Genomic DNA, 25212 nt, shown 5'->3' with positions numbered 1-25212 from the left:
CGACCTCAGAGATTCCCGACGACGTGCTCGAGGCGCCGGGCGACCAGGTCGCGCGCCTTCTCCCGCAGCGCGGGCCGGTATCCGCTCGGATACACCGGGTCGGCCGGGGCGTAGTCCTTCAGCACCTCTTTCGCGAGCGTGATCTTGTGCACCTCGGTGGGGCCGTCGGCGATGGCCATCACCTCGGCGTAGGTGAGCATGTCGACGAACGGCAGATCCTGGCTGACGCCCAGTGCGCCGTGCAGGTGCAGCGCGCGCTGGGCGATGTCGTGCATCACCTTGGGCATGGCGACCTTGATGGCCGCGATGTCCTTGCGCACCTTCTTGTAGTCCTGCTCCTTGTCGATGCGCCACGCCGTACGCAGCACCAGCAGCCGGAACTGCTCCATCTCGATCCAGCTGTCGGCGATGCGTTCCTGGGTCATCTGCAACCCGGCCAGGGGCCCGCCACGCATCGGACGGGAGACCGCCCGCTCGGCCATCATGTCGAACGCCTTACGGACCATGGCGACGGTGCGCATCGCGTGATGCACGCGGCCGCCGCCCAGCCGCGTCTGCGCGACGACGAAGCCGTCGCCCTCCGCGCCGAGCAGGTGATCGGCGGGGACGCGGACGTCGGTGAACCGCAGATGACCCTCGTGCTCGCTGAATCCGGCGACGTGATAGTTCTTCACGATTTCCAGGCCGGGAGCGTCGGCGGGCACGATGAACATCGACATGCCCCGATACGGACTCACCTCGGGGTCGGTCACCACCATGACGATGTGGAAGGCGGCGAACTGCGCGTTGGAGTTGAACCACTTCTCGCCGTTGATCACCCAATGGTCGCCGTCGCGCACGGCGCGCGTCCGGAACAGCGTCGGGTCCGAACCGCCGGTCGGCTCGGTCATCACGTAGCACGAACCGATCTCACCGGCCAGCAGCGGCTCGAGGTAGGTCTTCTTCTGCTCCGGCGTGCCGTAGTGCGCGAGAATCTCGGCGTTGCCGGAATCCGGTGCCTGGCAACCGAATACCGACGGCGCCCACACCGACGTGCCGAGCACCTCGTTGAGCAGGGCCAGCTCGATCTGACCGTAGCCGGGACCACCCAGTTCGGGTCCGAGGTGGCAGGCCCACAGACCCTGGTCCTTGACCTGCTCCTGCAATGGGCGCAGCAGCGCCGTGGCTTCGCGGTCGGTGCGGTCGTACGGATTGGGGTAGAGCAGGTCCAGCGGCTCCACCTCGGTGCGGACGAACTCCGCCGCCCAGTCCAGTTTCCGCTGGTACTCCGGATCGGTCTCGAAATCCCAAGCCATGGTCAGCCTTTCGTGTCCCGCGCGGTGCCGGTCACCACGCCGTCGAGCAAAGTGGTCGCGAGGATGTCGGCGATCTCGCCGGGGGAGCGGTCGCCGTGCGGGCGGTACCAGAACGAGACCATGTTCACCATGCCGAGCATGCTGTTGGTCACCACGTGGTCGTCGGTGCGCAACAGTCCCTCGGCGTGACCGGCGTCGATGACGCGTTGCCAGCAGTGCTGCACCCGGTCGCGCAGCTCCTGCAACTGCGCGGCGCGCTCGCCGGTGAGCGCGCCGACGTCGCGCAGCTGGATGGCCACCTCGCGCTGATGACGGATGATCAGCCGGATGTGACTGTGAATCATTTTGCGCAGCTTGATGACCGGATCGTCGGAGCCGTCGGCGATCGCTTCGGCCTCGGTCAGCATCGGCTGGATGTAGTCGCGCAGGATCTGCCAGAGCAGTTCCTCTTTCGAACCGATGTGGTAGTACAGGGCGCCGCGCTGCACGTCGGCGCGTTCGCCGATCTCGGCCACGCCCGTGCCGTGAAACCCCTGCTCGGCGAACAGATCGATCGCCGCCCGCACGATGCGCGCCCTGGTGTCGCCCGCCGTCGACTCGGCGGCGGGCGGGCGGCCGCGCCTGCGGGATGGCGCGCTCATCGCGACGGGTCCAGGACGATTTTGCCCACCCCGTCGGCGCGCTCGGCGAACATCCGGTAGGCGTCCGGCCCTTCGGACATCGGGAGGTGGTGGGTGACCACCGCCTCGGGCCGCAGCCTGCCGCCCGCGGTGAGTTTCAGCAGGGCCGGCAGCTCGTACTGGATCGAGCACAGCCCGATGTGGAATTCGAGGTCCTTGACCTGCGCCGCCATCAAATGGAACGGGTAGGCGCGGTTGTGGCTGACGCCGATCACGCTGACCCGGCCACCGTGCCCGACGGCGCTGATCGCCAGCTTGATGGTCGCGTCGGCCCCGACCGCCTCGATCGCGACATCCGCTCCGCCCCGCAGCATGTCGCGGATCGCCTGCTTGGGGTCGTCCGCGTCGACCGGCTCCGCGCCCAGCTCGGCGGCGCGTTCGCGGCGTTCGGTGAGCAGGTCCACGCCGAGCACTCGTGCTGCTCCCATCGCGAAGGCGGACTGCACCGCCATGAGACCGACCGGGCCGAGCCCGATCACCACCACGGTGTCACCCGGCGCGATCCGGGCGCGCCGGGCGCCGTACCACCCGGTGGGCGCGTTGTCGGTGAGCACGACCGCGGCGGTGTCGCTCACCTCGTCGGGCAACTTCGCCAGGTTGCCCGCGGCGTGCGGAACGGCGAGCACCTGGGCCTGGCATCCGGCCAGCGAGCCTCCGAGCCCATAACAGGCGTCGACGGGCAGGGGATGGCGCGCGCACGCGGTGACGATCCCGGCGCGGCACTGCGCACAGTTGTCGCAGCCCGCCGAGGCGGCGACCAGCACGCGGTCACCGACGGCGAACCCGCGCGCGTGTGGGCCCAGCTCCACGATCTCGCCGACCGCTTCGTGCCCGACGCCGTAGCCTGCGCCCGGGACGAATCCGTGTCCGGCGTAGATGTGCAGATCGCTGCCGCAGATGCCCGCCGCGGTGACCCGGACGATCGCGCCGTCCGGTCCGGGCAGGGCCGGGTCCGGCCGATCCTGATACGAGATCTGCTGCGGGCCTTGGTAAGTCAACGCCTTCATCGCCAGCCTCCGTCGACCGCGAGGGTGGCGCCGGTGCAGAACGCCGAGGCGTCGGTGGCGAAGAACAGCGCCGCCCCGACGATCTCCGCAGGCCGGCCGATCCGGCGCAGGGCGTTGTGCTCGGCGAGTTCCGCGCGCAACTCGTCGGGCCACGCGGTGGCGATATCGGTGTCGAAGGGACCGCACTGGATGGTGTTGACGCGGACGTTCGGGGCGAACGTCTGGGCCAGCCCGCCGGTCAGGGCGTTGAGTCCCGCCTTGGCCGCCGAATACGGCACCGCGAACGGCTCCGGTCTGCTCGCCTCGATGGAGGAGACGTTGATGATCGAGCCGCCGCCGTCGGCCGCCATGCGGCTGCCGATCAGAGCCGACAGCCGGAACGGTCCCTTGAGGTTCACCCCGATGACCTTGTCGAACAACGCCTCGGTGACCTGGTCCACGCTCGGGTACAGCGGCGACAGGCCCGCGTTGTTGACCAGCACGTCCACCCGGCCGAACGCGTCGTAGACGGTCTCCACCAGAGCGTCGCACTGCGACCAGTCGCTGACGTTGCAGGCCACCGGCAAGGCGCGGCGGCCGAACCGCTCGGTCACCTCCTCGGCCAGCGCGGCGCAGCCGTCCGGTTTGCGGCTGGCGATCACCACATCCGCGCCGGACTCGGCGAACGCGAGCACCATCTGCTTGCCCAGCCCTCGGCTTCCTCCGGTGACGACGGCGACCTTGTCGGTGAGTGGCACCTGAACTCCTGCATGTCAAGAAATGTTCCGATCAGTACATTAAATCTGCCGCGGGTTAGGATCAAGGGGCTGTCCGGCCGACCGTCGACGGCGCGAGGACCCGCCGGGTGAAAGACCAGAGCGCACCGGCGTGGCGGACGGATTCGGGCACAGGCCCTGGACGACCCGGCGCGCGGCACCCCCACTACCCGCGGGTAACATGGCACTGTTTTCCCACTCGGCTTTCTCGGAAGTGAGGCAGTAGATGACAGAGCGGATTCAGGTCGGCGGGCTCCAGGTGGCACGCGTTCTCCACGAGTTCGTCGAGAACGAGGCGCTCCCCGGTTCCGGCGTGGACTCCGCCGCGTTCTGGGCCGGCGCCGAGCAGGTCATCAACGATCTCGCTCCGCGCAACCGCGCCCTGCTGGCCGAACGCGACGAGATCCAGGGCAAGGTCGACGCCTGGCATGCGGAGCACCCCGGCGCGAACTACGACAAGGCCGCCTACAAGAACTTCCTGACCGAGATCGGCTACCTGCGGCCCGAGCCCGCCGATTTCCAGATCACCACGCAGAACGTGGACGAGGAGATCGCCGCCACCGCGGGGCCGCAGCTGGTGGTGCCGGTGATGAACGCCCGCTTCGCGATCAACGCGGCCAACGCCCGCTGGGGCTCGCTGTACGACGCGCTCTACGGCACCGACGCCATCTCCGAGGCGGGCGGCGCGGAGAAGGGCGCCGGCTACAACAAGGTGCGCGGCGACAAGGTCATCGAGTGGGCGCGCAACTTCCTCGACGACTCGGTCACCCTCATCACCGGTTCGCACATCGGCTCGACGTCCTACAAGATCGTCGACGGCGAACTCGAGGTCGGCCTGGAGGACGGCACCAGCATCGGCCTGGCCGACGCCTCCCAGCTGGTCGGCTACCTGGGCGACCCGGAAGCGCCGAGCTCGGTGCTGCTGAAGCACAACGGCCTGCACATCGAGATCCAGATCGACCCGCAGTCCCCGATCGGCAGCACCGACACCGCGGGCGTCAAGGACGTCGTGCTGGAGTCCGCGGTCACCACGATCATGGACTTCGAGGACTCGGTCGCCGCGGTCGACGCCGAGGACAAGGTGCTCTGCTACCACAACTGGCTCGGCCTGATGAAGGGCGACCTCGCGGAGAAGGTCAGCAAGGGCGAGAAGACCTTCACCCGCACGATGAATCCCGACCGCGTGTACACCGCGCTGGACGGCGGCGAGGTGGTGCTGCACGGCCGTTCGCTGCTGTTCGTGCGCAACGTCGGTCACCTGATGACCTCCGACGCCATCCTGGATGCCGAGGGCAACGAGGTGCCCGAGGGCATCATGGACGGGCTGATCACCTCGCTGATCGCCAAGCACAGCCTGGCCGACGACGCGAAGCTGAAGAACAGCCGCACCGGCTCGGTCTACATCGTGAAGCCGAAGATGCACGGCCCCGACGAGGTCGCCTTCACCAACGAGCTGTTCGGCCGGATCGAGGACGTGCTCGGGCTGCAGCGCAACACGCTCAAGGTCGGCATCATGGACGAGGAGCGCCGGACCACGGTGAACCTGAAGGCCTGCATCCAGGCCGCCGCCGAGCGGGTGGTGTTCATCAACACCGGCTTCCTGGACCGCACCGGCGACGAGATCCACACCTCCATGGAGGCCGGGCCGATGGTCCGCAAGGCCGATATGAAGTCCCAGCAGTGGATCCTGTCCTACGAGGACTGGAACGTCGACACCGGTCTCGCGGCGGGCCTGCCCGGCAAGGCGCAGATCGGCAAGGGCATGTGGGCCATGCCGGACCTGATGGCCGACATGCTCGTCCAGAAGATCGGCCACCCGCGCGCGGGCGCCAACACCGCGTGGGTGCCCTCGCCGACCGCCGCCACCTTGCACGCGACGCACTACCACCTCGTCGACGTGTTCAAGCGGCAGCAGGAGATCGCCAAGGGCGGCCGTCGCGCCACCGTCGACGAGATCCTGGAGATCCCGCTGGCCGCCGCCCCGAACTGGACCGACGAGGAGAAGCGCCAGGAGTTGGACAACAACTCGCAGTCCATCCTCGGCTACGTGGTGCGCTGGATCGATCAGGGCGTCGGCTGCTCCAAGGTGCCGGACATCAAGGACGTCGCGCTCATGGAAGACCGGGCGACCCTGCGCATCTCCAGCCAGCTGATGGCCAACTGGCTGCGCCACGGCATCGTGACCGCCGACGAGGTGGTGGCCAGCCTGGAGCGGATGGCCCCGGTCGTGGACCGGCAGAACGCGGGCGACCCGAACTACCGGGCGATGGCGCCGGACTTCGCGGGCAGCATCGCGTTCCAGGCGGCCAAGGAGCTGATCCTGGAGGGCACCAAGCAGCCCAACGGGTACACCGAGCCGATCCTGCACCGCCGTCGCCGCGAGGCGAAGGCGCTGGCCTGCGTGTAGTCTCCGCGTGCAACGAATCCCCCGGTCCCGTCGGCCGGGGGATTCGTGCTTTCGGGGCAACGGGAGTTTCGACTCCCGTTTATCGGTCCGTTACCCTGGGTGCCGCACGAGATCGGTCGATTTGTGAGGAAGATTCATGGGAAGCGTTGTGCTCGACATCGTGGCATTGCTCGCCAATCGCGCGGCGATGTTCTGGAATTGGATGGCCACCGGATCGGCGGGCTTCCCGCCGCTGTGAGCGTGCGGTGCACGAACTGTTTCGAGTAGCGAATCCCCTGGTCAGGTCTGCTGGCCGGGGGATTCTGCGATTCGGGACGAAATCGAAAAACGTTCCGAAATGTTTGTTTTCACACCGGCGGGCCGCACGCCCGGGTCGTACGAGCGCCTGGCGCGCCGGAATTCGGGGATCCGCGCCGGATTGGGCGTCTGGGAACTGCGGAGCGCGGCTTGGGAAATCGGTCCGTGTGCCGGTTACGCGGCGTCCACCCGCTGTTCGCAGGACCTCGGCGCGTCGTCGTGATCGCCACGGGCAGGGCGATTCCGCCGTCGATCCCGCGCGCGAAGCTCCTGCGCCTCGTATCTTGAACACGTGAACTCCGCAGGGTCCCCGCGCACACGGTCTCGTGTTCCTCGTTGGTTCGTACTGTGGATGGGGCTGGTGACCGCCCTGGTGGCGATCTGCTGCGCGGCGCTGTTCTGGCAACTCGCCGCGGAGGGCACGTTTCCGACCCTCGTCGTGCTCTGGGCCGTCCTCGGCGTGCTGGGCGGTATCGCCGTCCTGTTCGGGCTGCTCGGCCTGCTGCGCTACCGCGCCTTCTTCCACAGTCTCGTCTCGCCGGTGCTCATCGGCGTCCTGGTGGCGCTGTCGCTCTACGACGTCCCGGAGGACGCCGGGTGGCGGCTCTCCCGCGGCATCCTCGAAGACCAGGCCGCCGAATGCGCCCACCCCGGCCAGCGGCACCGGCTCGGCGTCTACACCATCACCTTCGTCACGCCCCGCGACGGCGGCTGCCTGTTCTACACACAGAAGGGCGACTCGAATACCGAAGGCTTCGCCTTCTTCCGCGACCCGGCCACCCCACCCCACCTCGGCCCACCCGCCACCAACGGCATCGAATACTCCTCCTTCGACGGCCAGTGGTACCGCTTCGTCGACACCCACTGACCACGATCGCGGCAGGTCTCACCCAGGTCCCGGCCTGCACGACGCCGTCAGGAACGGCTTCGGTCACTGTCCCCCGGTACCGAAGACCTCATCGAGTGCGGTCGCCGTCGCCGCGCGGGTAATCCATTCCGTGAGGCGTGCATGATCGGTGCACGCCTCGATCTCGGCGGCGAGGACCGCGGAGACATCGAATCCGCGGGCATCGAGCATGGTCAGCAACGCCTTGGCCTCGCCTTTGGCCTCGCCTTTGGCCTCGCCCTCGGCCATGCCGTCGGCGTAGAGCTGCTTGAAGAACTGGCTGTAGTACGGGGACGTGTCGGTCGTCATCAGCATCTCCAGGAAGTGCCGGGCCGCTGCTTTCGGCAGTGCGGCCAGTACCAGGTCAATGTACCTTTTGCCGTCCGCGGAGTCGTGTGCTGTCGCGGCGAGGGCGGTGAGGATCGCGTCGCGTTCGGGATCGTTGCGGTGGGCGATGGCGGACAGGGCCGCCAGATCGGGGCGTTCGTGCGCGGTGTGCGCGTCACTGACGACTGGCACGTTCGCGGGGCTGAGGACCATCGGCGACAGGGTGAATCCGGGCGCGACAGTGATCGGACGACGGCAAGGCACCGCGGAACGCTCGTTCGGGCACACGACGACGAGCAGGACGAGGCAGCGTAGCCGGGCGCGCAGGGTCGTCAGGTAGACCGGCCAGCTCCACACCTTGTCGTCGTCACGTTGCAGTTGCACCTCCACGACGATGCCGAGAACTGGTACGTCGGCATCCGTAAGCGTGACGACCAGGTCCGCGCGGTACTCGGTCGGTTCGATGTCCGGTAGGTCGCCGGAGTCCACACGGGCCTTGTCGAATTCCGGTAGTGAGAATCCGAGAGTGGAAGTCAGCAGTTCCGCGACCAAAGCCGGTCTGCGCCGGACCAATTCGATGAGGACTTCGTGTACCGACGAGGGCATGACGCGGACCTTACCGATAGCTACCGACAGGTCCGGGTGAGGGTGATCACCACTCGAACGGCAGGGGTTGGCGGGGCTCGATCCAGAGGGCTTCGGCGAGGGCGCACAGCGTTCCGTCGGGGCGGGCCAAGGCCACACCGACCGTGTGTTTGCGGCCGTTCGCGGAGACCGGCCAGCCGTAGGAGAGGTAGCAGTCGCCTGCGCGGACCGGTTCGAACTGCGTGGCGGTGAGGGCGGCGGTGACCGCTCCCGGCCGCAGATCACGGAGGGCCATCGCGGCCCAGCCGCCGGGACAATCCAGAGCGGCCCAGACGTTTTCGGTGCTGAGGAAGCCGTCGGGCCCGGCGAGGAGCGGATCCGGTGACCATGCGGCGACGACCATGTCGTGGGCGGACATCGCCCAGGGCGACAAGCGCAACCCGCGGCCGGGCGCGCACGCCGCGCCGCAGCCGTAGCAGTGGCTCATCTTGCGCAGTGCGTCGGCGGTAGCACTCGCAGCGCGAGCTGCCGCCCAGGGGGGCGCGGGCCGCGGCGTCACCGTGAGGCTGGACGTGGACGCCTCGGCGAGCACCGTGCCGTCCCGATCGGTGAGTGACGCGCCGCCCGCCCCGTCGGTGGCCAGCGCCACCGGCGTGTCCACGGAAACTGCGCGCCGGAAGTCGACGCGCACCTGCGCGGCACCGCTGGCGGCAGCGAGCAGCCCCGCCACGTACCCGCCGAACGCCACTCCCGGATAGCCACGCACGTGCCCCGGCACCGTGAACGAATCGGTCCGAATCATGTGTTGCTGAACCTCTCCCGGCCGACGCTTATGACCGGCTCAGCCGACCATACCCGCCGCGCCGACGCCAGACCGTCGCCGGGCCGCCTGTCACCCGCCTGTCGCTGCGGTGGCCGATCCCCCCGACGACAGCATCGCTCGCCTCGGTGGTCACCTCGGCGCGCGCCGGTGCCACGGCCAGGTGCCGGTCCGGTGACCTCGCCCGGCGACGCGCAGGCGGTGATCACGACGCTCGCCGCCCGGGGCTCGGCGACCGCGAACGCGGCTTCGGGTACCGCGGCCGGTGATGATCACGCGTTGGTCCTCGACTGTGCGGTGCCCGCGCCGACCACGTGCATCTGCCGGATCGGTGGCCCTCGCGGGCGACGCGGCGTATCCCCTGGGTATCGCACACCCGCGAGGCAGCCGTCTGCCGCGAACTCCGCGCAGGTCGAGGCAACGGCGGAATATCCGTCCCTGCGAACCCCGTTGCGCCAGACGTGACGAAAGCAGGAATGAACGTACTGGTCGTGTACGCCCACCCGAAGCCGGACTCACTCACCGGCGCCTTGAAAGACGTGGCCGTGCGGCAATTGCGGGCGGACGGGCACGAGGTGCGGATCACCGATCTCTACGCGATGGGATGGAAGGCCGCTGCCGATACCGACGATTTCGGCCCGGTCGAAGAAACCAATTTCATGCTGGCCTCCGGCGTAGCCTACCGCGACGGGACGCTGAGTCCGGACATCCGTGCCGAGCAGGAAAAACTGCTGTGGGCCGACGCTGTCGTCCTGCATTTCCCGCTCTGGTGGTTCGGTATGCCCGCGATCATGAAGGGCTGGGTGGACCGGGTTCTCACCTGCGATTTCGCCTACGGGGCCGGGGGCAAGGCGTTGCCCAGGTACGGGGCGGGCGCGCTGGCCGGGCGGCGCGCGATGCTCGTGGTCTCCGTTGGGGGCAAGCAGCCGTCGTATTCCGATCGCGGGATCAACGGGCCCGTCGACGATCTGCTGTTCCCGATTCACCACGGCATCCTGTACTACACCGGCATGGACGTGCTGCCGCCGTTCGTGGTGCACGACACGATCCGGCTCGGAGCCGAGCGCTTCGACGACGTCGCGCACGACCTGCGGCGTCGGATGTCGGAGCTGGCGGAAGTGGAGCCGATCCGATATCGACCGCAAGGCGGCGGCGACTACGACCGCAGCCTGCGTCTGGCGCCGGGTCGCGAAGAGCGGGGAGCGAGCGGATTCGGGTTGCACGTGGCGTCGTGACCGAGTGGTTCACGGCAACGGCGCGGCTCCGCGCTGGGTGAGCAGCATGCCCATCACCCCCGCTTCCTGCCCCTGCCCGTGGATCATGGCTCGGGCGATCTCCTTGACCGGTCCGGATTGCAGGAGACCGTCGGCCGCCTGGGCCATCGCGATTCCGCCTTGGTGGTGGCGGAACATCAACTGCAGGAACAGGATCTCCGCGTCTCGGCCGCGGGCCGCCGCCAGGTGGTCCAGTTCCGCCGTGCGCGCCATCCCGGGCATCGAGGGGGCCGCACGCGTGAGCGCGTCCGGATGTCGATGCGTCGCCGCGTCCGCGGTGTGCATCCACGTCATCGGGCGCGCGGAGTTGGGCGGCGCGTCGGCGAGGCGCAGCCAGCCGAGCATGGTGCCGATCTCCAGCCGCTGGGTCCGGTCGAGTTGCTCGGCCAGCCGGGCGATCGCCGGATCGATCGAGCGATCGAGCCGCTGCACCATGAGCAGTGCTTGCTGGTGATGGGTGGTCATATCCTGGGCGAAAGCGATTTCGACGTCGGTGAGAACTGGTGCGGTGGAACGGCTTTCGGGAAACACCAGCGGCCGCAGCGCGGCGCCGAGCACGAGTAGCGCGAAGGCCGCCGACGCCACGGCCGCGACGCGCATCCAGTGCGGCATCGCTACGATCCGACGATCGATCGCTGGTCCGCGGGCGGCGAGTACACCTCGTCGTCCAATCGCAGCACCATGAATCCGTTGTCCGAGCAGGCGACGTAGAGTTGCGACCCGCGCCATTCCGGCGGCGAGAGACACCAATCGGTGGACACGTCGCCTAAGGCCAGCCTGCCGGTGCGCGGGGTGGTGGCATCCCACGGGTCGAATTGTCCCTCCAGCACGGCGCGCACCGCGGAAGGCGCGCTCATCAGCGGAACGCCGATGAGGGAGGCGAGCGCGTGCGGCGAGTTCCACAGACTCAGGTTCTGCCCGGTGCGGGCGGGCGGGTTGTAGTAGGCGATCTCGCGGATGGCGTAGGGATCGCGGATGTCGAACACCCGGATTCCGGAGGAGATCCACCCGCAGGCCAGGGCGGTCGGATCGACCTGCCGGTCGGCGGCGCAGTAGTGCGATTCGTAGGCGAAGGCGGAACCGCCCATGGAGGAGCCGATATTGCTGTCGATGTGCTGGGGCAGGTTGATCTCGAGCTTGATCTTGCCGACGACCTCGGGCGCCGTCTCGTCGGAGATGTCGATGAGTTTGACGCCGCCGGAGCCGCCCTCGTCTACGGTGTAGAGGTAGGGCTTGCCGTCATAACTGACCGGGACACTGTGCTGGGTTGCCCAGCCGTCCGTCCAGAACACCCGGCCGAGGTGAGGCACGTGCGGGTTCGGGTCGCGGCGCTGCACCGCGCTGATGTCGAGGACGGTGAAACCACCGAGTGCGGAGAGGTACATCCGGTTGCCGTCGGGGCTGATGCCGAAGCCGTGCGCCTCGATGCCGGTCAGTCCCTGCCAGATCACGTGCGGGTTCGCCGGATCGGTCAAATCGACCGCGCTGACGAAACCGGGTGCGATGCCCGAGGCCCAATACGTGTTGCCGTCGGGGGAGAAGCCGCCCTCGTGGGTGGTGATCGGCAGCGGCATCAGCAGATTCGTCCCCGGGCCGGGATTGAGCAGGCGCGGATGCGCGCAATCGGAGACGTCGTAGACCGACAGGTAGCCCACGCCTTCGCCGACCGGAACGCCCGTGCCGACCAGCAACTTTCGCTCGGTATTGACCTTCAGGCTCTCCCATGTGCCCGCGAGCATGGCCGGCTCGGTCAAGGTCACCGTCGGGCGCGGCTGCGCCGGGTCGGATACGTCGAGCACTTGGACGCCGCGCCCCTCGCCGATCAGGTCGCCGGGGAAGAACGAGCCGAGGTAGGCGCAGTGCTCGAAGCTGGTGGAGGTGATGCCCGCCCCGCGACCCGGGTAGCCGCCGACGAAGGAGATGTTGCACCGGTAGCCCGAGGTGCTGCGGCCGCTGTCGCGGTCGGCGGCGGTGACATCGCCCTGCATGCCGTTCTCGGGTGCGGCGCCGGGCCCGCAATCGGCGCGAGGGACCGAGGTGCGCCCGACGTCGAGGAACTCCCGCACGGCGCTCGGCAGATCCGAATGCTGATCGGCCGACGCGCTCGCGGGCAGGAGCATGGCCGTGACCACGCCGATGGTGAGCAGAGCCAGCGGTCTGGTGCGGCACAGTCCGGCCAGTGGGCGCATCGTCGCGACCCCCAACTTCGTCGTCGAGTTCGGCTCCCAGGGTGACTGGGACAGTCACTGCATGGTAGGGATTCCCAGCATCGCGAGAAGGGAGTTTCGCCGAATCACAGTCGGATTCGCGAAGTTTTCCGGTCGAAGGCGTCAGCGTGGATGGGTCGGTTCTGTGCGTCGGGCTGCGTCCGCGTCGGTATGCGAGGCGAGCAGATCGTCGCAGACGCCGAGGAACGTGCGTCGTAGCTCGGCCGCGCGCTGGGCCAGCGCGGACTGGGCGCGAACGTAGTCCGCGCGCCCGGCGGGTGTCTCGATGCGCACCGGCTCGTAGCCCAGCGCGGACAGGTCGTAGGGGCTGGCGCGCATGTCCAGTTCCCGGGCGGCGCAAGCCAGCTCGAAACAATCCAGCAGCAACTGCGAGGAGATCAGCGGCACGAGCTTGAATCCCCACTTGTACAAATCCATGTTCGCGTGCAGGCAGCCCGGCTGCTCGCGGTGAAGCTGGTCGGCGCGGGTGAGCGGTTCGGCATTGCGTCCGACGGCATCCGGGGTGAAGAAGCGATAGGCGTCGAAATGCGTGCAGCGCAGCGACATCGAGTCGACCACGGCGTCGGTGCCGGCTCGTCCGAGCCGCAGTGGCACCTTCTGGTGGCGGATGTCGTCGGTGCGATACACCATTGCCCATTCGTGCAGGCCGAAGCAGGCGAGCTGGGCCGGCCGGGAAGCGGTAGCACGCAACAGGTCCGCGACGAAAGCGAGGGTATCGCGGCGTTTTTCGAGGTAGGCGGGATCGGCGGTATAGACCTCCGCCGCGCGTTCCTCGGCATCCGACTCGGCGTCCGGCCTTGCGCCGACGCGGTGATACCCACGAGCTCCCTGGTACTCGGCGGCGTCCGCCAGCCCGAGGCCGTAGCCCGGATGCCAGCGCCGCAACTGGGCGGGTGTGTGCCCGTAATAGGTGAACAAGAAGTCGATCACCGGGTGCGACGAACCTTGCGCCCGCCGTTCGAGATAGGGCCCGACCAATCCGTCCAGCCGGGCCCGGTGCGCGGCGGCGGCCGCCCGCCACTGCGTACCGGACAATACCCGCATGCTCACCGCGCTCCGGGCCGTGCGGCGTCACGCACTGCCCAGGTCGTCATTCGCCCACCCGGTGCGTGCCGTCTCGGACGGTGCCGACGAATTCCTCCACCAGGTCCTCCAGTGCGACGATGCCGGTGGTGTTGCCCCGGTCGTCGACCACGCGGCCGAGGTGGCTGTTCGTGCGTCGCAGCCGCGCCAGCGCCTCGTAGAGCGTGGCGTTCATGCCGACCGTGGGCAGCGGTCGGATATCGGTACGCGGGATCGGCGTACCGGGTCCGGCGCTTTCGTCGGCGACCTTGTCCAGCACGTCCTTGACGTGCAGGTAGCCGACCAGCGAGCCGTCGTTCGCCCGCACCGGGAACCGGGAGAAGCCGGTCTCGGCGACGGCGGACTCGATGTCGCCGAGCGTGGTCCCGTTGCCGCGCAGGGGGATCGATCGGGTGGCGTCCAGGGGCACCATCACGTCGGCGACCACCCGGTCGCTGGTGCCCAGCGCCTGGGTCAGGCGGCGGTGTTCTTCCTCGTCGAGCAGCCCCTCGGAGCGGGACTCGCCGATCATCTCGGCCAGCTCGACAGTCGAGACGGTGGCCTCGAGCTCGTCCTTCGGCTCGATCCGCAGCAGGCGCAGCGACAGGTTGGCGGCCAGGTTGTAGAGCGCGATGAGCGGACGGGCCAGCCGCAACCACATCAGGTGCACCGGCACCAGCAGCAGCGCGCTGCGCTCCGGTCCGGCCAGCGCGATGTTCTTCGGGATCATCTCGCCGAACAGGATGTGCAGGATGACCACTATGGTCAGCGCGAGAGCGAACGCCACCGGGTGCAGCAGCTGGTCGGGCAGGCCGAGCAGCTCGAACGGGCCCTCCAGCAGGTGCGCGACGGCGGGCTCGCCGACGCGGCCGAGCAGGATGGAGCAGATGGTGATGCCCAGCTGTGCGGCCGCCAGCATCATCGAGAGGTTCTCGCCCGCTCGGATGACGGTGTTCGCGTTGCGTTTGCCTTGCGCGGCGAGCGCTTCGAGCCGGTCGCGGCGGGCGGAGATGAGCGCGAACTCGGCGGCGACGAAGAACGCGTTGCCGCCCAGCAGCACGACGGTGAGCAGGACGCCGAACAGGTCACCCATGGCTGTGCTCCTTGGTCGCGAGGGCGTCGGCGTCGACCGGGATCAGCCGGACCCGGTCGATGCGCCGTCCGTCCATGCGCTCCACGCGCGCGATCCAGCCGCCCGTGCCATGGCTCTCGGGCGCCGTCCACTGCTGCGAGCGGGGATTCGGCAGCACGACTTCGTCGCCCGTCACCGGGATGCGCCCGAGCCTGGTCAGCACGAGGCCGCCGAGCGTCTCGTACTCGCCTTCGGGCGCGTCGTATCCGGTCGCCCGGGAGACCTCGTCGATGCGCAGCAGCCCCGAGCAGTCCCAGCCGTCGGAGACGCGCCGAACGTCGCGCTCCTCCTCGTCGTGCTCGTCGCGGACGTCGCCGAGGATCTCCTCGATGATGTCCTCCATGGTGACCAGGCCCGCGGTGCCGCCGTACTCGTCCACGACCAAGGCGACCTGCATGCCGTCGGCGCGGACGCGTTCGAGCACTTCGTCGCCGTCCAGGCTGGCGGGCACGATCGGGACCGGCTGCGCGAGCCGGTGCAGCGGGAGGGTCCGGCGCGCGTGCACCGGCCGGGTGAACGCCTGTTTGACGTGCACGAAGCCGAGGGTGTTGTCGAGGTCGCCGTCGATCACCGGGAAACGGGAGTAGCCGGTGCGGCCCGCCGCGTCGATCAGATCGGCGATGGTGTCGTCCTTGTCGAGCGATTCGATCTTCACCCGCGGCGTCATCAGTTCCTCGGCGCTGCGCTCGCCGAATTGCAGAGAACGGTCCATCACCTGGGCGGTGGGCTGGTCCAGCGCGCCGCGCAGGGCGGACGTGCGTACCAGGGAGCCGAGTTCCTGCGGCGAGCGGGCCGAGCGCAACTCCTCGGCGGGCTCGACGCCGAGCCTGCGGACCACCCAGTTGGCGGTGCCGTTGAGGAAGTGGATCATCCACTTGAACACCACCGAGAACGCGATCATCGGTCCGGCCGTGACGCGGGCGGTGGCCAGGGGTTTGGCGATGGCGATGTTCTTGGGCACCAGCTCGCCGTAGATCATCGACAGCGAGGTGGCCAGGATCAGCGCCAGGGTCAGGGCCACGCCGCTCGCGGCGGCGTCGCTCAGCCCGAGACCGGTGAACACCGGATCCAGCAGCCGGGCCAGCACCGGCTCGGCGATGTAACCGGTGATCAGCGTGGTGATGGTGATGCCGAGCTGGGCGCCGGACAGCTGGAACGACAGCGTGCGGTGCGCCCTGCGGACCATCCGAGCGCGGACGTCACCGGAGCGGGCATGCGCCTCGACGGTGCTGCGCTCGAGGGCGGTGAGGGAGAATTCCGCGGCGACGAACAGTGCCGTGCCGACGGTGAGTGCGATGAAACCGATCAGGCTGAGCGCGGTGAGCGCGACGGACATGGTCAGCACCACCTGGACGGTGCTGCGGGGCGGCCTGTGCGGATCAGGACTGCTGCGGAGAGGAGGACGCCGGGTCGGTCACCCGGCTCGGTAGAGGAGCCCTCCTGAGTGGCGCCCTCGGACGCGGGTGACAACTGGATCCTTTCGCAAATGAGTCGTGGTGCCGTAATCCGGCAACCACCATGCTACCGGCCCACGCGCCGAGCGGCGTGGGCCGGTGCCGGTTCGGGGCGCGTGTCGGCGCTCACCAACCGCTGGGCAGCGGGCGACCTTCGGCGAACCCGGCCGCGGACTGCACGCCGAGCACGGCTTTTTCGTGGAACTCGGCAAGCGTCCGCGCTCCCGCGTAGGTGCACGCGCTGCGCACGCCGGAGCAGATGTGGTCGAGGAGGTCCTCGACCCCGGGGCGCTCGGGGTCCAGCCGCATCCGGGAACTGGAGATGCCCTCTTCGAACAGCGCCTTGCGGGCGCGGTCGAATTCGCTGTCGGAGGCGGTACGGGCGGCGACGGCCCGCTTGGACGCCATGCCGAAGCTCTCCTTGTAGGCGTTGCCGTCACGATCGACGCGCAGGTCGCCGGGGGACTCGTAGGTGCCGGCGAACCAGGAGCCGATCATCACGTTGGACGCGCCCGCGGCCAGCGCGAGCGCCACGTCGCGGGGATGGCGCACGCCGCCGTCGGCCCAGATGTGCACGCCGAGTTCCCTGGCAGCGGCAGCGCACTCGGCCACCGCGGAGAACTGCGGGCGACCGACGCCGGTCATCATCCGGGTGGTGCACATCGCGCCAGGACCGACGCCGACCTTGACGATGTCCGCGCCCGCCTCGACGAGTTCCCTGGTGCCTTCGGCGGAGACCACGTTGCCCGCGACCAGCGGGACACCGAGTCCGAGATCGCGCACCGCGGTGAGGGTTTCGAGCATCTTGGTCTGGTGACCGTGGGCGGTGTCGATGACCAGCAGGTCGGCGCCCGAATCCACGAGGGACTTGGCCTTGGCCGCCACGTCGCCGTTGATGCCCACCGCGGCCGCGACGCGCAGCTTGCCCGCGGCGTCGACGGCGGGCTGGTAGATGCCCGCGCGCACCGCGCCGGTACGGGTCAGCACCCCGGCCAGCGTGCCGTCCTCGGCGGTGAGCACGGCGAAGTCGGCGTGCTCGGCGTGCAGCAGGTCGAACAGGTCGCGCGGCGTGGTGGTGGCGGGGGCCCGGACGAAATCGGTGTCCGCGACCTCACGAAGCCGGGCGAAGCGGTCGACGTCGGCGCAGGCGGCCTCGGTCACCACGCCGACCGGGCGGCCGTCGTCGACCACCACGACCGCGCCGTGCGCGCGCTTGTGCATCAGGGCCACGGCCTCGGAGACCGAGCGGTCGGGGTCGAGGGTGACCGGGGTGTCGGCGGTGAGCGAGCGACTCTTGACGAAGGCGATGGTGTCGGCGGCCGCGGTGATCGGCAGGTCCTGCGGGAGCACGACGATGCCGCCGCGACGGGCCACGGTCTCGGCCATCCTGCGCCCGGCGACGGCGGTCATGTTCGCCACGACGATCGGGATGGTGGTGCCCGACCCGTCGACCGTCGAGAGATCGACGTCGAAGCGCGACGCGACATCCGTCCGATTCGGGACGAGGAAGATGTCGTCGTAGGTCAGGTCGTACGGCGGCTGGTGACCGGGGAGAAAGCGCACTCGACCGATGATATCCGGGCGCCGACCGGTGCGCGCCGTTCTTCGGCGTCCTGCCGCATTTCCTCCGCCACCTCGTGCGAGCGCCGCCCGCGCGGCTTCGGGCGCCGAGCACGACTGCGTCGTAGCGAGGCAGGCCGCGCGGGATGCTCGCACCGCAACGGCGGCCGGGCAATGCCGACGCCCGTCGGGGGCGATGGATCGCCGATGCCGGCCCCGCCGGTGTCTTCCGCGCCGGCCGGTCCGGTCGTGGTCTCAGGCGACGGCTTCGGAACGGGAGAGCATGATCGTGGTGGCGACCATGACGACCACCGCACCCGCGGTGACCACCAGTCCGGCGGTATCCGCGCGCAACCGCTCGTCGAGCACGGCGATGCCGATGAACGCGGCGGCCAGTGGCTCGGCGACCGTGACGGCGGGCAGCGAAGCGGTCAGCGGCCCTACTTGATACGCGCGCTGTTGCAGGTAGACACCGGTCACGCCGGCCGCGACCAGCGCCCAGGTCTGCCAGCCGCTCAGCACGTCTGCCAGACCGTGTTCGAACAGACCGGTGACGTAGTCGGTGAGTGCGGCGGCCAGCCCGTACAGCGCGCCGCTCGCGGCCCCCAGCAGCAGCGCGCGCCACGCGGGCTCGCGCGCCGCGATTCCCGCGGCCGTGGCGGCGGCGATCAGGCCGACCAGGAGACCGAGCGGCAGGAGCCAATCGCGCAGCGGCGCACCGGTTTCGCCCTCGGTCGGATCGCCGACGAGGACAAAGCACGCCAGCGCGGCGGTCAGCGCGAGCGCGGTCGCCCACGTGCTCGGCGTCACGCGGCGATCGTTGAGGCGGGCGGACAGCGGCAGGGCGAACACCAGCGCGCTCACCAGGATCGGCTGCACCAGCAGGACCGCGCCCAAGGCGAGCGCGGCCACCTGCATGGCGTAGCCGCCCGCGTCTCCGACGACGCCCGCCCACCAGCGGGGTGTGCGCAGCAGCGAGCGGATCAGCGACTCGTTCTCCGGCACCGCGGCCGCCGCGCTCTGCTGTGCGACCGCGGCGACCGCGAACAAGAGCGCGGCGAGCAGTGCGCAGAGGACGGCGGCTGCCCAGTGGGTCGACACCCGACTAGTTTGCTGCCCGATTGCTTCGAGTGGGGGACTGCTGGGCTCGCACGGCGCGTCGCCGCGGCCGGCCCGCCGTGTCGCCGGAGGCGGAAGCGGCGGCGCGGCCGGGGAACCCGCTCGCCGTGCCCGAGGTGCGAGCGGAGGTGCCTTTTGCCGAACCAGCGCCGCGGCCGACGGCGTTGCTCGCGACGGGTTTCGCGTCGCCTCGGCGGCGCGCGGGCGCGGCGACCGATTCGCTGCCGCGGCTCGCCCCGGCGGCCGAGCGGCCCCCGGATTGTTTGGCCGCCCCCCGGCCACCGGCCGCCGCGGGCGTACCGCGCCTGCCGGTCTTGCGTCGTGCGGGTTTCGCGGGGGCAGCGGCTGGGGCGGCCACCGGCGCGGCCGCGGCGACGGGAACGCCGGACGGGCGGCGAGCGCCGGTGATCTCGATCAGCGTACGGTCCCCGGGACGGACCGCGACCCCGTCGACCTCGACGCCCGCCTTGCGGGCCATGGCCTCGACGTCGCGGCGCTCTTCGTCCATCACCAGCGTGACGACCACGCCGTCCTCGCCCGCGCGGGCGGTGCGCCCGGCCCGGTGCAGATAGGCCTTCGGCTCCGGCGGCGGATCGACGTGCACGACGAGGGAGATCCCGTCGACGTGGATGCCGCGCGCCGCGACATCGGTGGTGACCAGCACCGGCACCGAGCCGTCGGCGAACGCGGCGAGGGTGCGCGTGCGGTTGTTCTGCGCTTTGCCCCCGTGCAGCGCGCCCGCGGCGACGCCCGCCCCGCGCAACTGCTTGGCGAGCCGATCGGCGCCGTGCTTGGTGCGGACGAACATGATGGTCAGCCCCTCGCGGGCGGCGATCTCGGTGGCGACCGCCCGTTTGGCCACTTTGTCACCGACGTACAGCAGGTGATGCGACATCGTGGTGACCGACGCCGACGGCGGCGCGGTGGAATGCGTGACGGGGGCGCGCAGGTAGCGCTTGACCAGTTTGTCGACCTCGCCGTCGAGCGTGGCCGAGAACAGCAGGCGCTGTCCATCGCGGGGGGTGCGGTCCAGCAACTTGGTCACCTGCGGCAGGAAGCCCATGTCGGCCATGTGGTCGGCCTCGTCCAGGGCGGTGATCAGCACGTCGGACAGATCGGCGGACTTCTGTGCGAGAAGGTCGGCGAGCCGTCCCGGCGTGGCGATGAGCAGGTCGACGCCGCGGGCGAGCCGGTCGGCCTGGCGTTTGATCGGGGCGCCGCCGACCACCGAGGCGACCCGCAAGCCGAGCGCGAGCGCCGGTTCGTCGAGCGCCCGCTCGATTTGTGCGGCCAGTTCGCGGGTCGGCACCAGAACGAGTCCGCGTGGGCGGCCGGGCTTGGCCGAAGCGCCCGTCAGGCGGGTGAGCATGGGGAGGCCGAAGGCGAGCGTCTTCCCGGAACCGGTTGGTCCGCGGCCGAGCACGTCCTTACCGGCCAAGACGTCCGGCGCCGTGGCGGCCTGAATCGGGAACGGCGTCTCGATGCCGTCGCGTCGCAGTGCTTGCACGAGCACGGCGGGCAGGCCCAGATCCGCGAAGGTCGCGGTGGGCGCCGCGGCGACGGTGGTCGAGGGGGTCACGAGGAAGATGTGCCTTTCGTCGCACGGCGCGTTCCAGCGGAACGCGCTGTTCGGTGGGGTGGAGGGCGGTGCACGATGCGGTTCACCGCGCTGCGGCGCGGGCGATGACGCGCGCCTGGTGGAGCAAGAGGGTGCGGCCGACCGGAGGCGGACCGAATTCCCAGGATACGTGCCGGGGGGCTCAGCCGTGGAACAGCCGGCTCAGTTCCACGAGCCAGGGTACGGCCACGGCCTGTGTCGGCACCACCAGGATGGCGGCGGAGCCGAGATAGGCGGCCGTGGCGATGCGGATGTCACCGATCCGGTCGCTGAGCCGCTGGATGCGGATGAGCGTGGTCGGGCCGCCCGCGGCGAGCGCGCCTTGCGGCGCGGTGGATTTCGCACACGCCACGAGGGCGCGGGCCAGGGGCTTGGGCCCGGTGACCTTGACCGCCGAGTCGTCCGCGAGCAACTCGATGAGCAGTTTGACCGAGCCGAGCGCGGCTTTGCTGCGCACCACTCGGGGGAACGCCTCGTGCACCGCCGTGAACGCCTCCAGCACCAGATCGTGCCTGGCCCGCAGGTGCGAACGTTCGTGGCTGACGATGGCGGTGATCTCGGCGTCCGCCAGACTGGTCAGGGTGCCTTCGCTGAGCACCACGCGCTGGCGCAGGCCGGGCAGGCAGTAGGCGATCGGCTCGGTCGCGGCCAGCACCCGGATGTCGGCCGCGCGCCGGTGCGGACCGCTCTGGTCCAGCAGATCGACGAGCATGCGGTGGCGCGCCCGCCGCCTGCGGGTATGCACGCCGACCCGGATGATCGCGTAGATCAGCCGGGCGCCGACGAGCAGCGTGAGTGCGAAGACGAAGACGTAGGCCAGCCACAGCGGCAGGCCGAGCGCGTCGATCTCCCTGGTCGGGGCGGTGGTCGGGCGGCCGTCGGGGCCGGGCACGAGCAACTCGGCGGCGATGGCCAGTCCGGAGCCGAACGCGCTGAGCACGGCGGCGAGCGCGATGGCCTGCCAGAGCACCAGCGCTGCTCGGGGCGTCCGGTAGGTCCAGGTCGCCCGGCTGAGCAAGGCCGGGGCAGGCCCCGCGAGAAGCAATGCGAGTCCGGCGAAGACCGGCGCGGTTGCGTTCATCGACTCAGCTCACTGCGTTGTGGGGCCAGGGCGCCCGAGGAGTCTACTGCGGCGGCGGCGCCGAGTCCTCGTCCTCGGTAGCTTCGAGCTTAGCGAGTGCTTCGCGCAGGGCGGCAGCCTCGTCCTTGCCGACCTGCTCCACGAAGTGGACCAGCGCGGCGGCGCGGCTGCCCGCCGCGTCGGCCTGTTGCAGCGCGTCGACCATCAGACTGGCGACGAGTTCGTCGCGGGTGTGCACGGGCGCGTACCGGTGCGCGCGGTCGTCGCGTCGCTGCACCACCAGGTTCTTCTTAGCGAGGCGTTGCAGCACGGTCATCACCGTGGTGTACGCGAGCTCGCGGCGTGCGGCGAGAGCCTCGTGCACCTGCCGGACCGTTTGTGGTTCGTCGGCCGACCACAACTGGTCCATGACCGCTTTCTCGAGTTCACCAAGACCTGCCATTCCCTAATTTTAGGGACTCAACGACGAAGATGCGTACTACAGGGTGTCGTAACCATGAAGTAGCTGGTGTGTCATTTCTCATAGGGCGCGGATCCGGGCTCCCCGGCAGCGGGTCCACCCGTTTTTCCGCGTACGTGCCTGGCGCCGATCGGCACGATCATCGGCCGTCCCGATACGGGATCCTCGAGCACCGTGGCATCCAGGTCGAACACCTCGCGCAGCAACTCCACCGACACGACTTCGCTCGGCGCGCCCGTGGCCACGACACGCCCGGCGTGCATGACGACCAGCTGGTCGCTGTAGCGAATCGCCAGATTGAGATCGTGCAGCACCATTACGACGGTGCGCCCGAGATCGGCGTGCAACCGGTCCACCAGGTCCAGCACCTCGATGGAATGTGCCAGGTCGAGATACGTGGTCGGCTCGTCGAGCAGAAGGATGTCGGTGCCCTGGGCCAGCGCCATCGAAATCCAGGCGCGTTGCCGCTGCCCGCCGGACAGCTCGTCGAGCGGGCAGTCGGCGAGGTCGGCGATCCCGGTCTGTTCCAGCGCGGTCGTCACCTCGGTCTCGTCCGTGCCCGACCACTGCCGGAACCAGGACTGGTGGGGATGGCGTCCGCGCGCGACCAGATCGGCGACGGTGAGTCCTTCCGGAGCCACCGGCGACTGCGGCAGCATGCCGATGATGCGGGCGACATCCTTGGTCTTCATCGTCGAGATCGCCTTGCCGTCCAACAGGACTCGGCCGTCCCGCGGGCGAAGCAACCGGCCGAGTGAACGCAGCAGGGTGGACTTTCCGCAACCGTTCGGTCCGATGACCGTTGTCACCACTCCAGGGGTGATGGTCGAACTCAGCCCGTCGACCACCACCCGGTCGCCGTAGCCGAGCGTGACGTTCTCGGCGCTGAGCCGGTGCCCCGGAGTGCTCGCTCGCCCCGCGGCTTCGGGGGTGGTGGTGATGTCCGCGATCGTCATGACAGCGTCGCCTTCCGGTTCATACGCACGAGCAGGTACAGCAGGAACGGTCCGCCGAACGCCGCGGTCACGACACCGAGGGGCAGGTCGACCGGGAAGACCGTGCGGGACGCGACGTCCGCGCCGACCACCAGGACGGCCCCGGTGACCGCGGACCCGACGAGTGGTTCGCCCGGCGTGCGCAAGAGGCGCCGGGCGACCTGCGGCGCGGCGAGGGCGACGAAACCCACCGGCCCGACGGCGGCGGTGGCCACCGAGGCGGACACTACGGCCGCCCCGATCAGGATGGCCTGCTGGGTCTGGATGCGCACGCCGAGCGCGCGCGTGGTGTCGGAGCCGAGGCGCAGCGCGGCGAGGGTGCGGGCGGAGGCGAGCGCGACGAGCGCGGCCACCCCCGCGGCGATCGTCGCGGGCATCAGGTGCGCGGCGTCGGCCGCGTTGAGCGACCCGGTCAGCCACAGCTGCACGCGCTGGGCGTCCACCAGGCTGGCGCGGGTGAGCAGCCAGCTGATGCCCGCCGTCAACAGGGCGTTGACGCCCACGCCGATCAGCACCAGCCGCAGGCCGGTGGCGCCGTACGCGCCGGTGGCAGTGCGCCCCCAGGCGAGCACATAGATGGCGACGGCGGTGAGCAGGCCGCCTGCCAGCGCCGCCATCGGCGCGCCGACCGAGGCGGCCAGTCCGGTGCTCGCGCCGCCGGTGCCGACCAGCACGGCGACCGCGCCCAGGCTCGCTCCCGAGGTGATGCCGAGCATGTCCGGCGCGGCCAGCGGGTTGTGCAGGATGGATTGGGTGATCGCGCCCGAGAGTCCGAGCGCGAGACCGACCACGAGCGCGGTCAGCGCGCGCGGCAGGCGGGATTCCAGCACGATGAACCGCTGCGCCTTGGTGCCGCCGCCGGTCAGCACGTCCAGCACGCGCCCGAGCGGCAGATGCGACTCGCCCACCGCGATGTCCAGGCAGAACAGTCCGAGCGCCAGCGCTACCAGGAGCGCGACGATCACCACCATCCTCGGTCGCAGCACCGCCGACACCGGCCCTACCCGCAGCGCGGGTCGCCCGGTCGTGGTTCGCAGCGAGATCGTCACAGGTTCACCAGCTTTCGCCGACGCACGAACGCCAGGAAGAACGGCACGCCGAGCACGGCCAGCATCGCCCCGACCTCCAACTCGCCGGGCCGGGCCACCACCCGGCCGGCGATGTCGGCGATGAGCAGCAGTAATGCGCCGAAGAGTCCGGAATAGGGGATCAGCCAGCGATGGTCCGGTCCGGTGATCGTCCGCGCGAGATGCGGGACCACCAAGCCGAGGAAGGCGATCGGCCCGACCGCCGCCGTGGCCGCGCCCGCCAGGAGCACGACCGCCGCCAGCCCGAGCGCGCGGCTGCGGCCGACGTGCACGCCGAGCCCGCGCGCGACGTCGTCGCCCAGGCCCAGCAGATTCAGTCCGGGCGCCGCCAGGACCGCCAGCAGCATGCCGGCCGCCAGGAACGGCAGCACCTGCCAGAACACCGCGCCGTCCCGGCCCGCGACCGTGCCGATCACCCAGAAGCGATAGGTGTCCAGCGCCGCGGCGTCGAACAATACGACGGCGTTCGTCATCGCCTGCAGGAACGCGGTGATCGCCGCGCCCGCGAGCACCAGGCTCAGCGGGCCGGCCTTCCCGCCGCCCACGGACGAGGTCGCGAACACCACCACCCCGGCGACCAGCGCTCCGGCGAGCGCGAACCAGATGTATTGCTCCGGCGCGCTGAAGGCGAACAGGTACACGCTCAGTGCCGCGAGGAACGCCGCGCCCGCGTTGAGTCCGAGCAACCCGGCGTCGGCGAGTGGATTGCGGGTGTAGCCCTGGATGAGCGCGCCCGCGATGCCCAGAGCCGACCCGCAGACCAGCGCCAGCGCCGTACGCGGAAGTCGCAGGCCGCGCACGATCTGTTCCTCCGTCGAACCGGCGGCGCAGGTGAAGGGCCCGCCGGGGCAGGTGAGCGCATGGTGCACGGCGTCGTACACGGTGCCGGGCCCGAGCGATCGAGCGCCCACCGCGACACCGGCGAGCACGGCGAGCGTCAGCAGGGCGGTCGAGATGAGCAGTCCGGAAAGACGTCGCCGCCTCACGGTGGAAAGAAAGATCACGGCGACGAGCTGCTCCTGAAATCAGCGAGACGGTTGCTAGGTCTGGTAAGCCTAACCTATCTTTCGCTACAGACGGGC

At 69.9% G+C, this 25212-nt stretch carries 22 protein-coding genes; 3 read left to right on the top strand and 19 right to left on the bottom strand.

Translation table 11 applies throughout. The annotated features are described in order from the left end of the window. Positions 1–5: 5 nt before the first annotated feature. From ACWEKR_RS19535 to ACWEKR_RS19520, 4 genes are read right to left on the bottom strand one after another with little or no spacing between them, the layout of a single operon-like run. Positions 6–1295, bottom strand: a complete 1290-nt coding sequence (locus ACWEKR_RS19535) for an acyl-CoA dehydrogenase family protein (RefSeq protein WP_452355666.1) — start codon at positions 1293–1295, stop codon at positions 6–8. A gap of 2 nt (positions 1296–1297) precedes the next feature. Beyond that, positions 1298–1936 (bottom strand): TetR/AcrR family transcriptional regulator, encoded by a 639-nt coding sequence (locus ACWEKR_RS19530; RefSeq protein ID WP_452355665.1) that lies wholly within the window; start codon positions 1934–1936, stop codon positions 1298–1300. Continuing rightward, a complete protein-coding gene (locus tag ACWEKR_RS19525) occupies positions 1933–2982 on the bottom strand; it encodes a zinc-binding dehydrogenase (protein ID WP_452355664.1) in 1050 nt (349 codons plus the stop codon). The genes ACWEKR_RS19530 and ACWEKR_RS19525 overlap by 4 nt, the downstream gene beginning before the upstream one ends. Further along, on the bottom strand, positions 2979–3719 hold the full coding sequence (locus ACWEKR_RS19520; RefSeq protein ID WP_452355663.1) for an SDR family NAD(P)-dependent oxidoreductase: 741 nt from the start codon (positions 3717–3719) through the stop codon (positions 2979–2981). Before ACWEKR_RS19520 ends, ACWEKR_RS19525 begins: the two co-directional genes overlap by 4 nt. Before the next feature lie 244 nt (positions 3720–3963). On the opposite strand from ACWEKR_RS19520, the gene ACWEKR_RS19515 reads away from it, so the two are divergent. After that, a complete protein-coding gene (locus ACWEKR_RS19515) occupies positions 3964–6144 on the top strand; it encodes a malate synthase G (protein WP_452355662.1) in 2181 nt (726 codons plus the stop codon). Between the two features lie 658 nt (positions 6145–6802). Next, the gene (locus ACWEKR_RS19510; RefSeq protein WP_452355661.1) at positions 6803–7309 is read left to right on the top strand and encodes a hypothetical protein; all 507 of its coding nucleotides are present in this window, start codon (positions 6803–6805) and stop codon (positions 7307–7309) included. Positions 7310–7372: 63 nt separating this feature from the next. On the opposite strand, the gene ACWEKR_RS19505 is transcribed toward ACWEKR_RS19510, so the two are convergent. Both ACWEKR_RS19505 and ACWEKR_RS19500 read right to left on the bottom strand, forming a co-directional pair. Next, on the bottom strand, positions 7373–8260 hold the full coding sequence (locus tag ACWEKR_RS19505) for a hypothetical protein (RefSeq protein WP_452355660.1): 888 nt from the start codon (positions 8258–8260) through the stop codon (positions 7373–7375). 46 nt (positions 8261–8306) lie between these two features. Beyond that, positions 8307–9041, bottom strand: a complete 735-nt coding sequence (locus ACWEKR_RS19500) for a PaaI family thioesterase (protein WP_452355659.1) — start codon at positions 9039–9041, stop codon at positions 8307–8309. A gap of 494 nt (positions 9042–9535) precedes the next feature. Between ACWEKR_RS19500 and ACWEKR_RS19495 the strand changes: the two genes are divergently transcribed. Next, entirely contained in the window at positions 9536–10294 is a 759-nt protein-coding gene (locus ACWEKR_RS19495; protein ID WP_452355658.1) for an NAD(P)H-dependent oxidoreductase, read from the top strand. A 9-nt stretch (positions 10295–10303) separates the two neighbouring features. Here the strand turns inward: ACWEKR_RS19495 and ACWEKR_RS19490 are convergent, their stop codons facing one another. The 13 genes from ACWEKR_RS19490 to ACWEKR_RS19430 form a co-directional block, all read right to left on the bottom strand. Next, on the bottom strand, positions 10304–10945 hold the full coding sequence (locus ACWEKR_RS19490; protein ID WP_452355657.1) for a DUF305 domain-containing protein: 642 nt from the start codon (positions 10943–10945) through the stop codon (positions 10304–10306). A 2-nt stretch (positions 10946–10947) separates the two neighbouring features. Beyond that, positions 10948–12522: an LVIVD repeat-containing protein gene (locus ACWEKR_RS19485; protein ID WP_452355656.1), complete on the bottom strand. Its 1575-nt coding sequence runs from the start codon at positions 12520–12522 to the stop codon at positions 10948–10950. 141 nt (positions 12523–12663) lie between these two features. Then, complete coding sequence (locus ACWEKR_RS19480; protein ID WP_452355699.1) at positions 12664–13605, bottom strand: 3-methyladenine DNA glycosylase; 942 nt, start codon at positions 13603–13605, stop codon at positions 12664–12666. A 46-nt stretch (positions 13606–13651) separates the two neighbouring features. Then, positions 13652–14716 (bottom strand): hemolysin family protein, encoded by a 1065-nt coding sequence (locus tag ACWEKR_RS19475; RefSeq protein ID WP_452355655.1) that lies wholly within the window; start codon positions 14714–14716, stop codon positions 13652–13654. Next, on the bottom strand, positions 14709–16091 hold the full coding sequence (locus ACWEKR_RS19470; protein ID WP_452355698.1) for a hemolysin family protein: 1383 nt from the start codon (positions 16089–16091) through the stop codon (positions 14709–14711). Before ACWEKR_RS19470 ends, ACWEKR_RS19475 begins: the two co-directional genes overlap by 8 nt. Positions 16092–16335: 244 nt before the next feature. After that, entirely contained in the window at positions 16336–17772 is a 1437-nt protein-coding gene (locus ACWEKR_RS19465) for a GuaB1 family IMP dehydrogenase-related protein (RefSeq protein ID WP_452355654.1), read from the bottom strand. A 252-nt stretch (positions 17773–18024) separates the two neighbouring features. Continuing rightward, entirely contained in the window at positions 18025–18870 is an 846-nt protein-coding gene (locus ACWEKR_RS19460; protein WP_452355653.1) for a DMT family transporter, read from the bottom strand. Between the two features lie 4 nt (positions 18871–18874). Next, positions 18875–20467 carry a DEAD/DEAH box helicase gene (locus tag ACWEKR_RS19455; protein ID WP_452355652.1) on the bottom strand — a complete coding sequence of 531 codons (1593 nt, stop codon included), beginning with the start codon at positions 20465–20467 and terminating at the stop codon, positions 18875–18877. A gap of 181 nt (positions 20468–20648) precedes the next feature. Beyond that, complete coding sequence (locus ACWEKR_RS19450) at positions 20649–21587, bottom strand: M56 family metallopeptidase (RefSeq protein WP_195090948.1); 939 nt, start codon at positions 21585–21587, stop codon at positions 20649–20651. A 43-nt stretch (positions 21588–21630) separates the two neighbouring features. Continuing rightward, a complete protein-coding gene (locus ACWEKR_RS19445; protein WP_040866505.1) occupies positions 21631–22029 on the bottom strand; it encodes a BlaI/MecI/CopY family transcriptional regulator in 399 nt (132 codons plus the stop codon). 71 nt (positions 22030–22100) lie between these two features. Further along, positions 22101–23003 (bottom strand): ABC transporter ATP-binding protein, encoded by a 903-nt coding sequence (locus tag ACWEKR_RS19440; RefSeq protein ID WP_452355651.1) that lies wholly within the window; start codon positions 23001–23003, stop codon positions 22101–22103. Then, complete coding sequence (locus tag ACWEKR_RS19435; protein ID WP_452355650.1) at positions 23000–24091, bottom strand: FecCD family ABC transporter permease; 1092 nt, start codon at positions 24089–24091, stop codon at positions 23000–23002. The genes ACWEKR_RS19440 and ACWEKR_RS19435 overlap by 4 nt, the downstream gene beginning before the upstream one ends. Then, positions 24088–25116, bottom strand: a complete 1029-nt coding sequence (locus tag ACWEKR_RS19430) for a FecCD family ABC transporter permease (RefSeq protein WP_452355649.1) — start codon at positions 25114–25116, stop codon at positions 24088–24090. The genes ACWEKR_RS19435 and ACWEKR_RS19430 overlap by 4 nt, the downstream gene beginning before the upstream one ends. Positions 25117–25212 lie beyond the last annotated feature (96 nt).

The sequence above is a fragment of the Nocardia sp. NPDC004573 genome (genome assembly GCF_053602135.1).
The sequence above is the reverse complement of the archived record's forward strand: the minus strand, read 5'-3'. Positions and strand labels throughout refer to the sequence as shown.

Bases quoted from the DNA above. Each gene is read 5' to 3' on its own strand.
- ACWEKR_RS19535 (WP_452355666.1), bottom strand. From the start codon at position 1,295: ATGGCTTGGGATTTCGAGACCGATCCGGAGTACCAGCGGAAACTGGAC.
- ACWEKR_RS19530 (WP_452355665.1), bottom strand. From the start codon at position 1,936: ATGAGCGCGCCATCCCGCAGGCGCGGCCGCCCGCCCGCCGCCGAGTCG.
- ACWEKR_RS19525 (WP_452355664.1), bottom strand. From the start codon at position 2,982: ATGAAGGCGTTGACTTACCAAGGCCCGCAGCAGATCTCGTATCAGGAT.
- ACWEKR_RS19515 (WP_452355662.1), top strand. From the start codon at position 3,964: ATGACAGAGCGGATTCAGGTCGGCGGGCTCCAGGTGGCACGCGTTCTC.
- ACWEKR_RS19505 (WP_452355660.1), bottom strand. From the start codon at position 8,260: ATGCCCTCGTCGGTACACGAAGTCCTCATCGAATTGGTCCGGCGCAGA.
- ACWEKR_RS19500 (WP_452355659.1), bottom strand. From the start codon at position 9,041: ATGATTCGGACCGATTCGTTCACGGTGCCGGGGCACGTGCGTGGCTAT.
- ACWEKR_RS19495 (WP_452355658.1), top strand. From the start codon at position 9,536: ATGAACGTACTGGTCGTGTACGCCCACCCGAAGCCGGACTCACTCACC.
- ACWEKR_RS19490 (WP_452355657.1), bottom strand. From the start codon at position 10,945: ATGCCGCACTGGATGCGCGTCGCGGCCGTGGCGTCGGCGGCCTTCGCG.
- ACWEKR_RS19485 (WP_452355656.1), bottom strand. From the start codon at position 12,522: ATGCGCCCACTGGCCGGACTGTGCCGCACCAGACCGCTGGCTCTGCTC.
- ACWEKR_RS19480 (WP_452355699.1), bottom strand. From the start codon at position 13,605: ATGCGGGTATTGTCCGGTACGCAGTGGCGGGCGGCCGCCGCCGCGCAC.
- ACWEKR_RS19475 (WP_452355655.1), bottom strand. From the start codon at position 14,716: ATGGGTGACCTGTTCGGCGTCCTGCTCACCGTCGTGCTGCTGGGCGGC.
- ACWEKR_RS19470 (WP_452355698.1), bottom strand. From the start codon at position 16,091: ATGTCCGTCGCGCTCACCGCGCTCAGCCTGATCGGTTTCATCGCACTC.
- ACWEKR_RS19450 (WP_195090948.1), bottom strand. From the start codon at position 21,587: ATGAACGCAACCGCGCCGGTCTTCGCCGGACTCGCATTGCTTCTCGCG.
- ACWEKR_RS19445 (WP_040866505.1), bottom strand. From the start codon at position 22,029: ATGGCAGGTCTTGGTGAACTCGAGAAAGCGGTCATGGACCAGTTGTGG.
- ACWEKR_RS19440 (WP_452355651.1), bottom strand. From the start codon at position 23,003: ATGACGATCGCGGACATCACCACCACCCCCGAAGCCGCGGGGCGAGCG.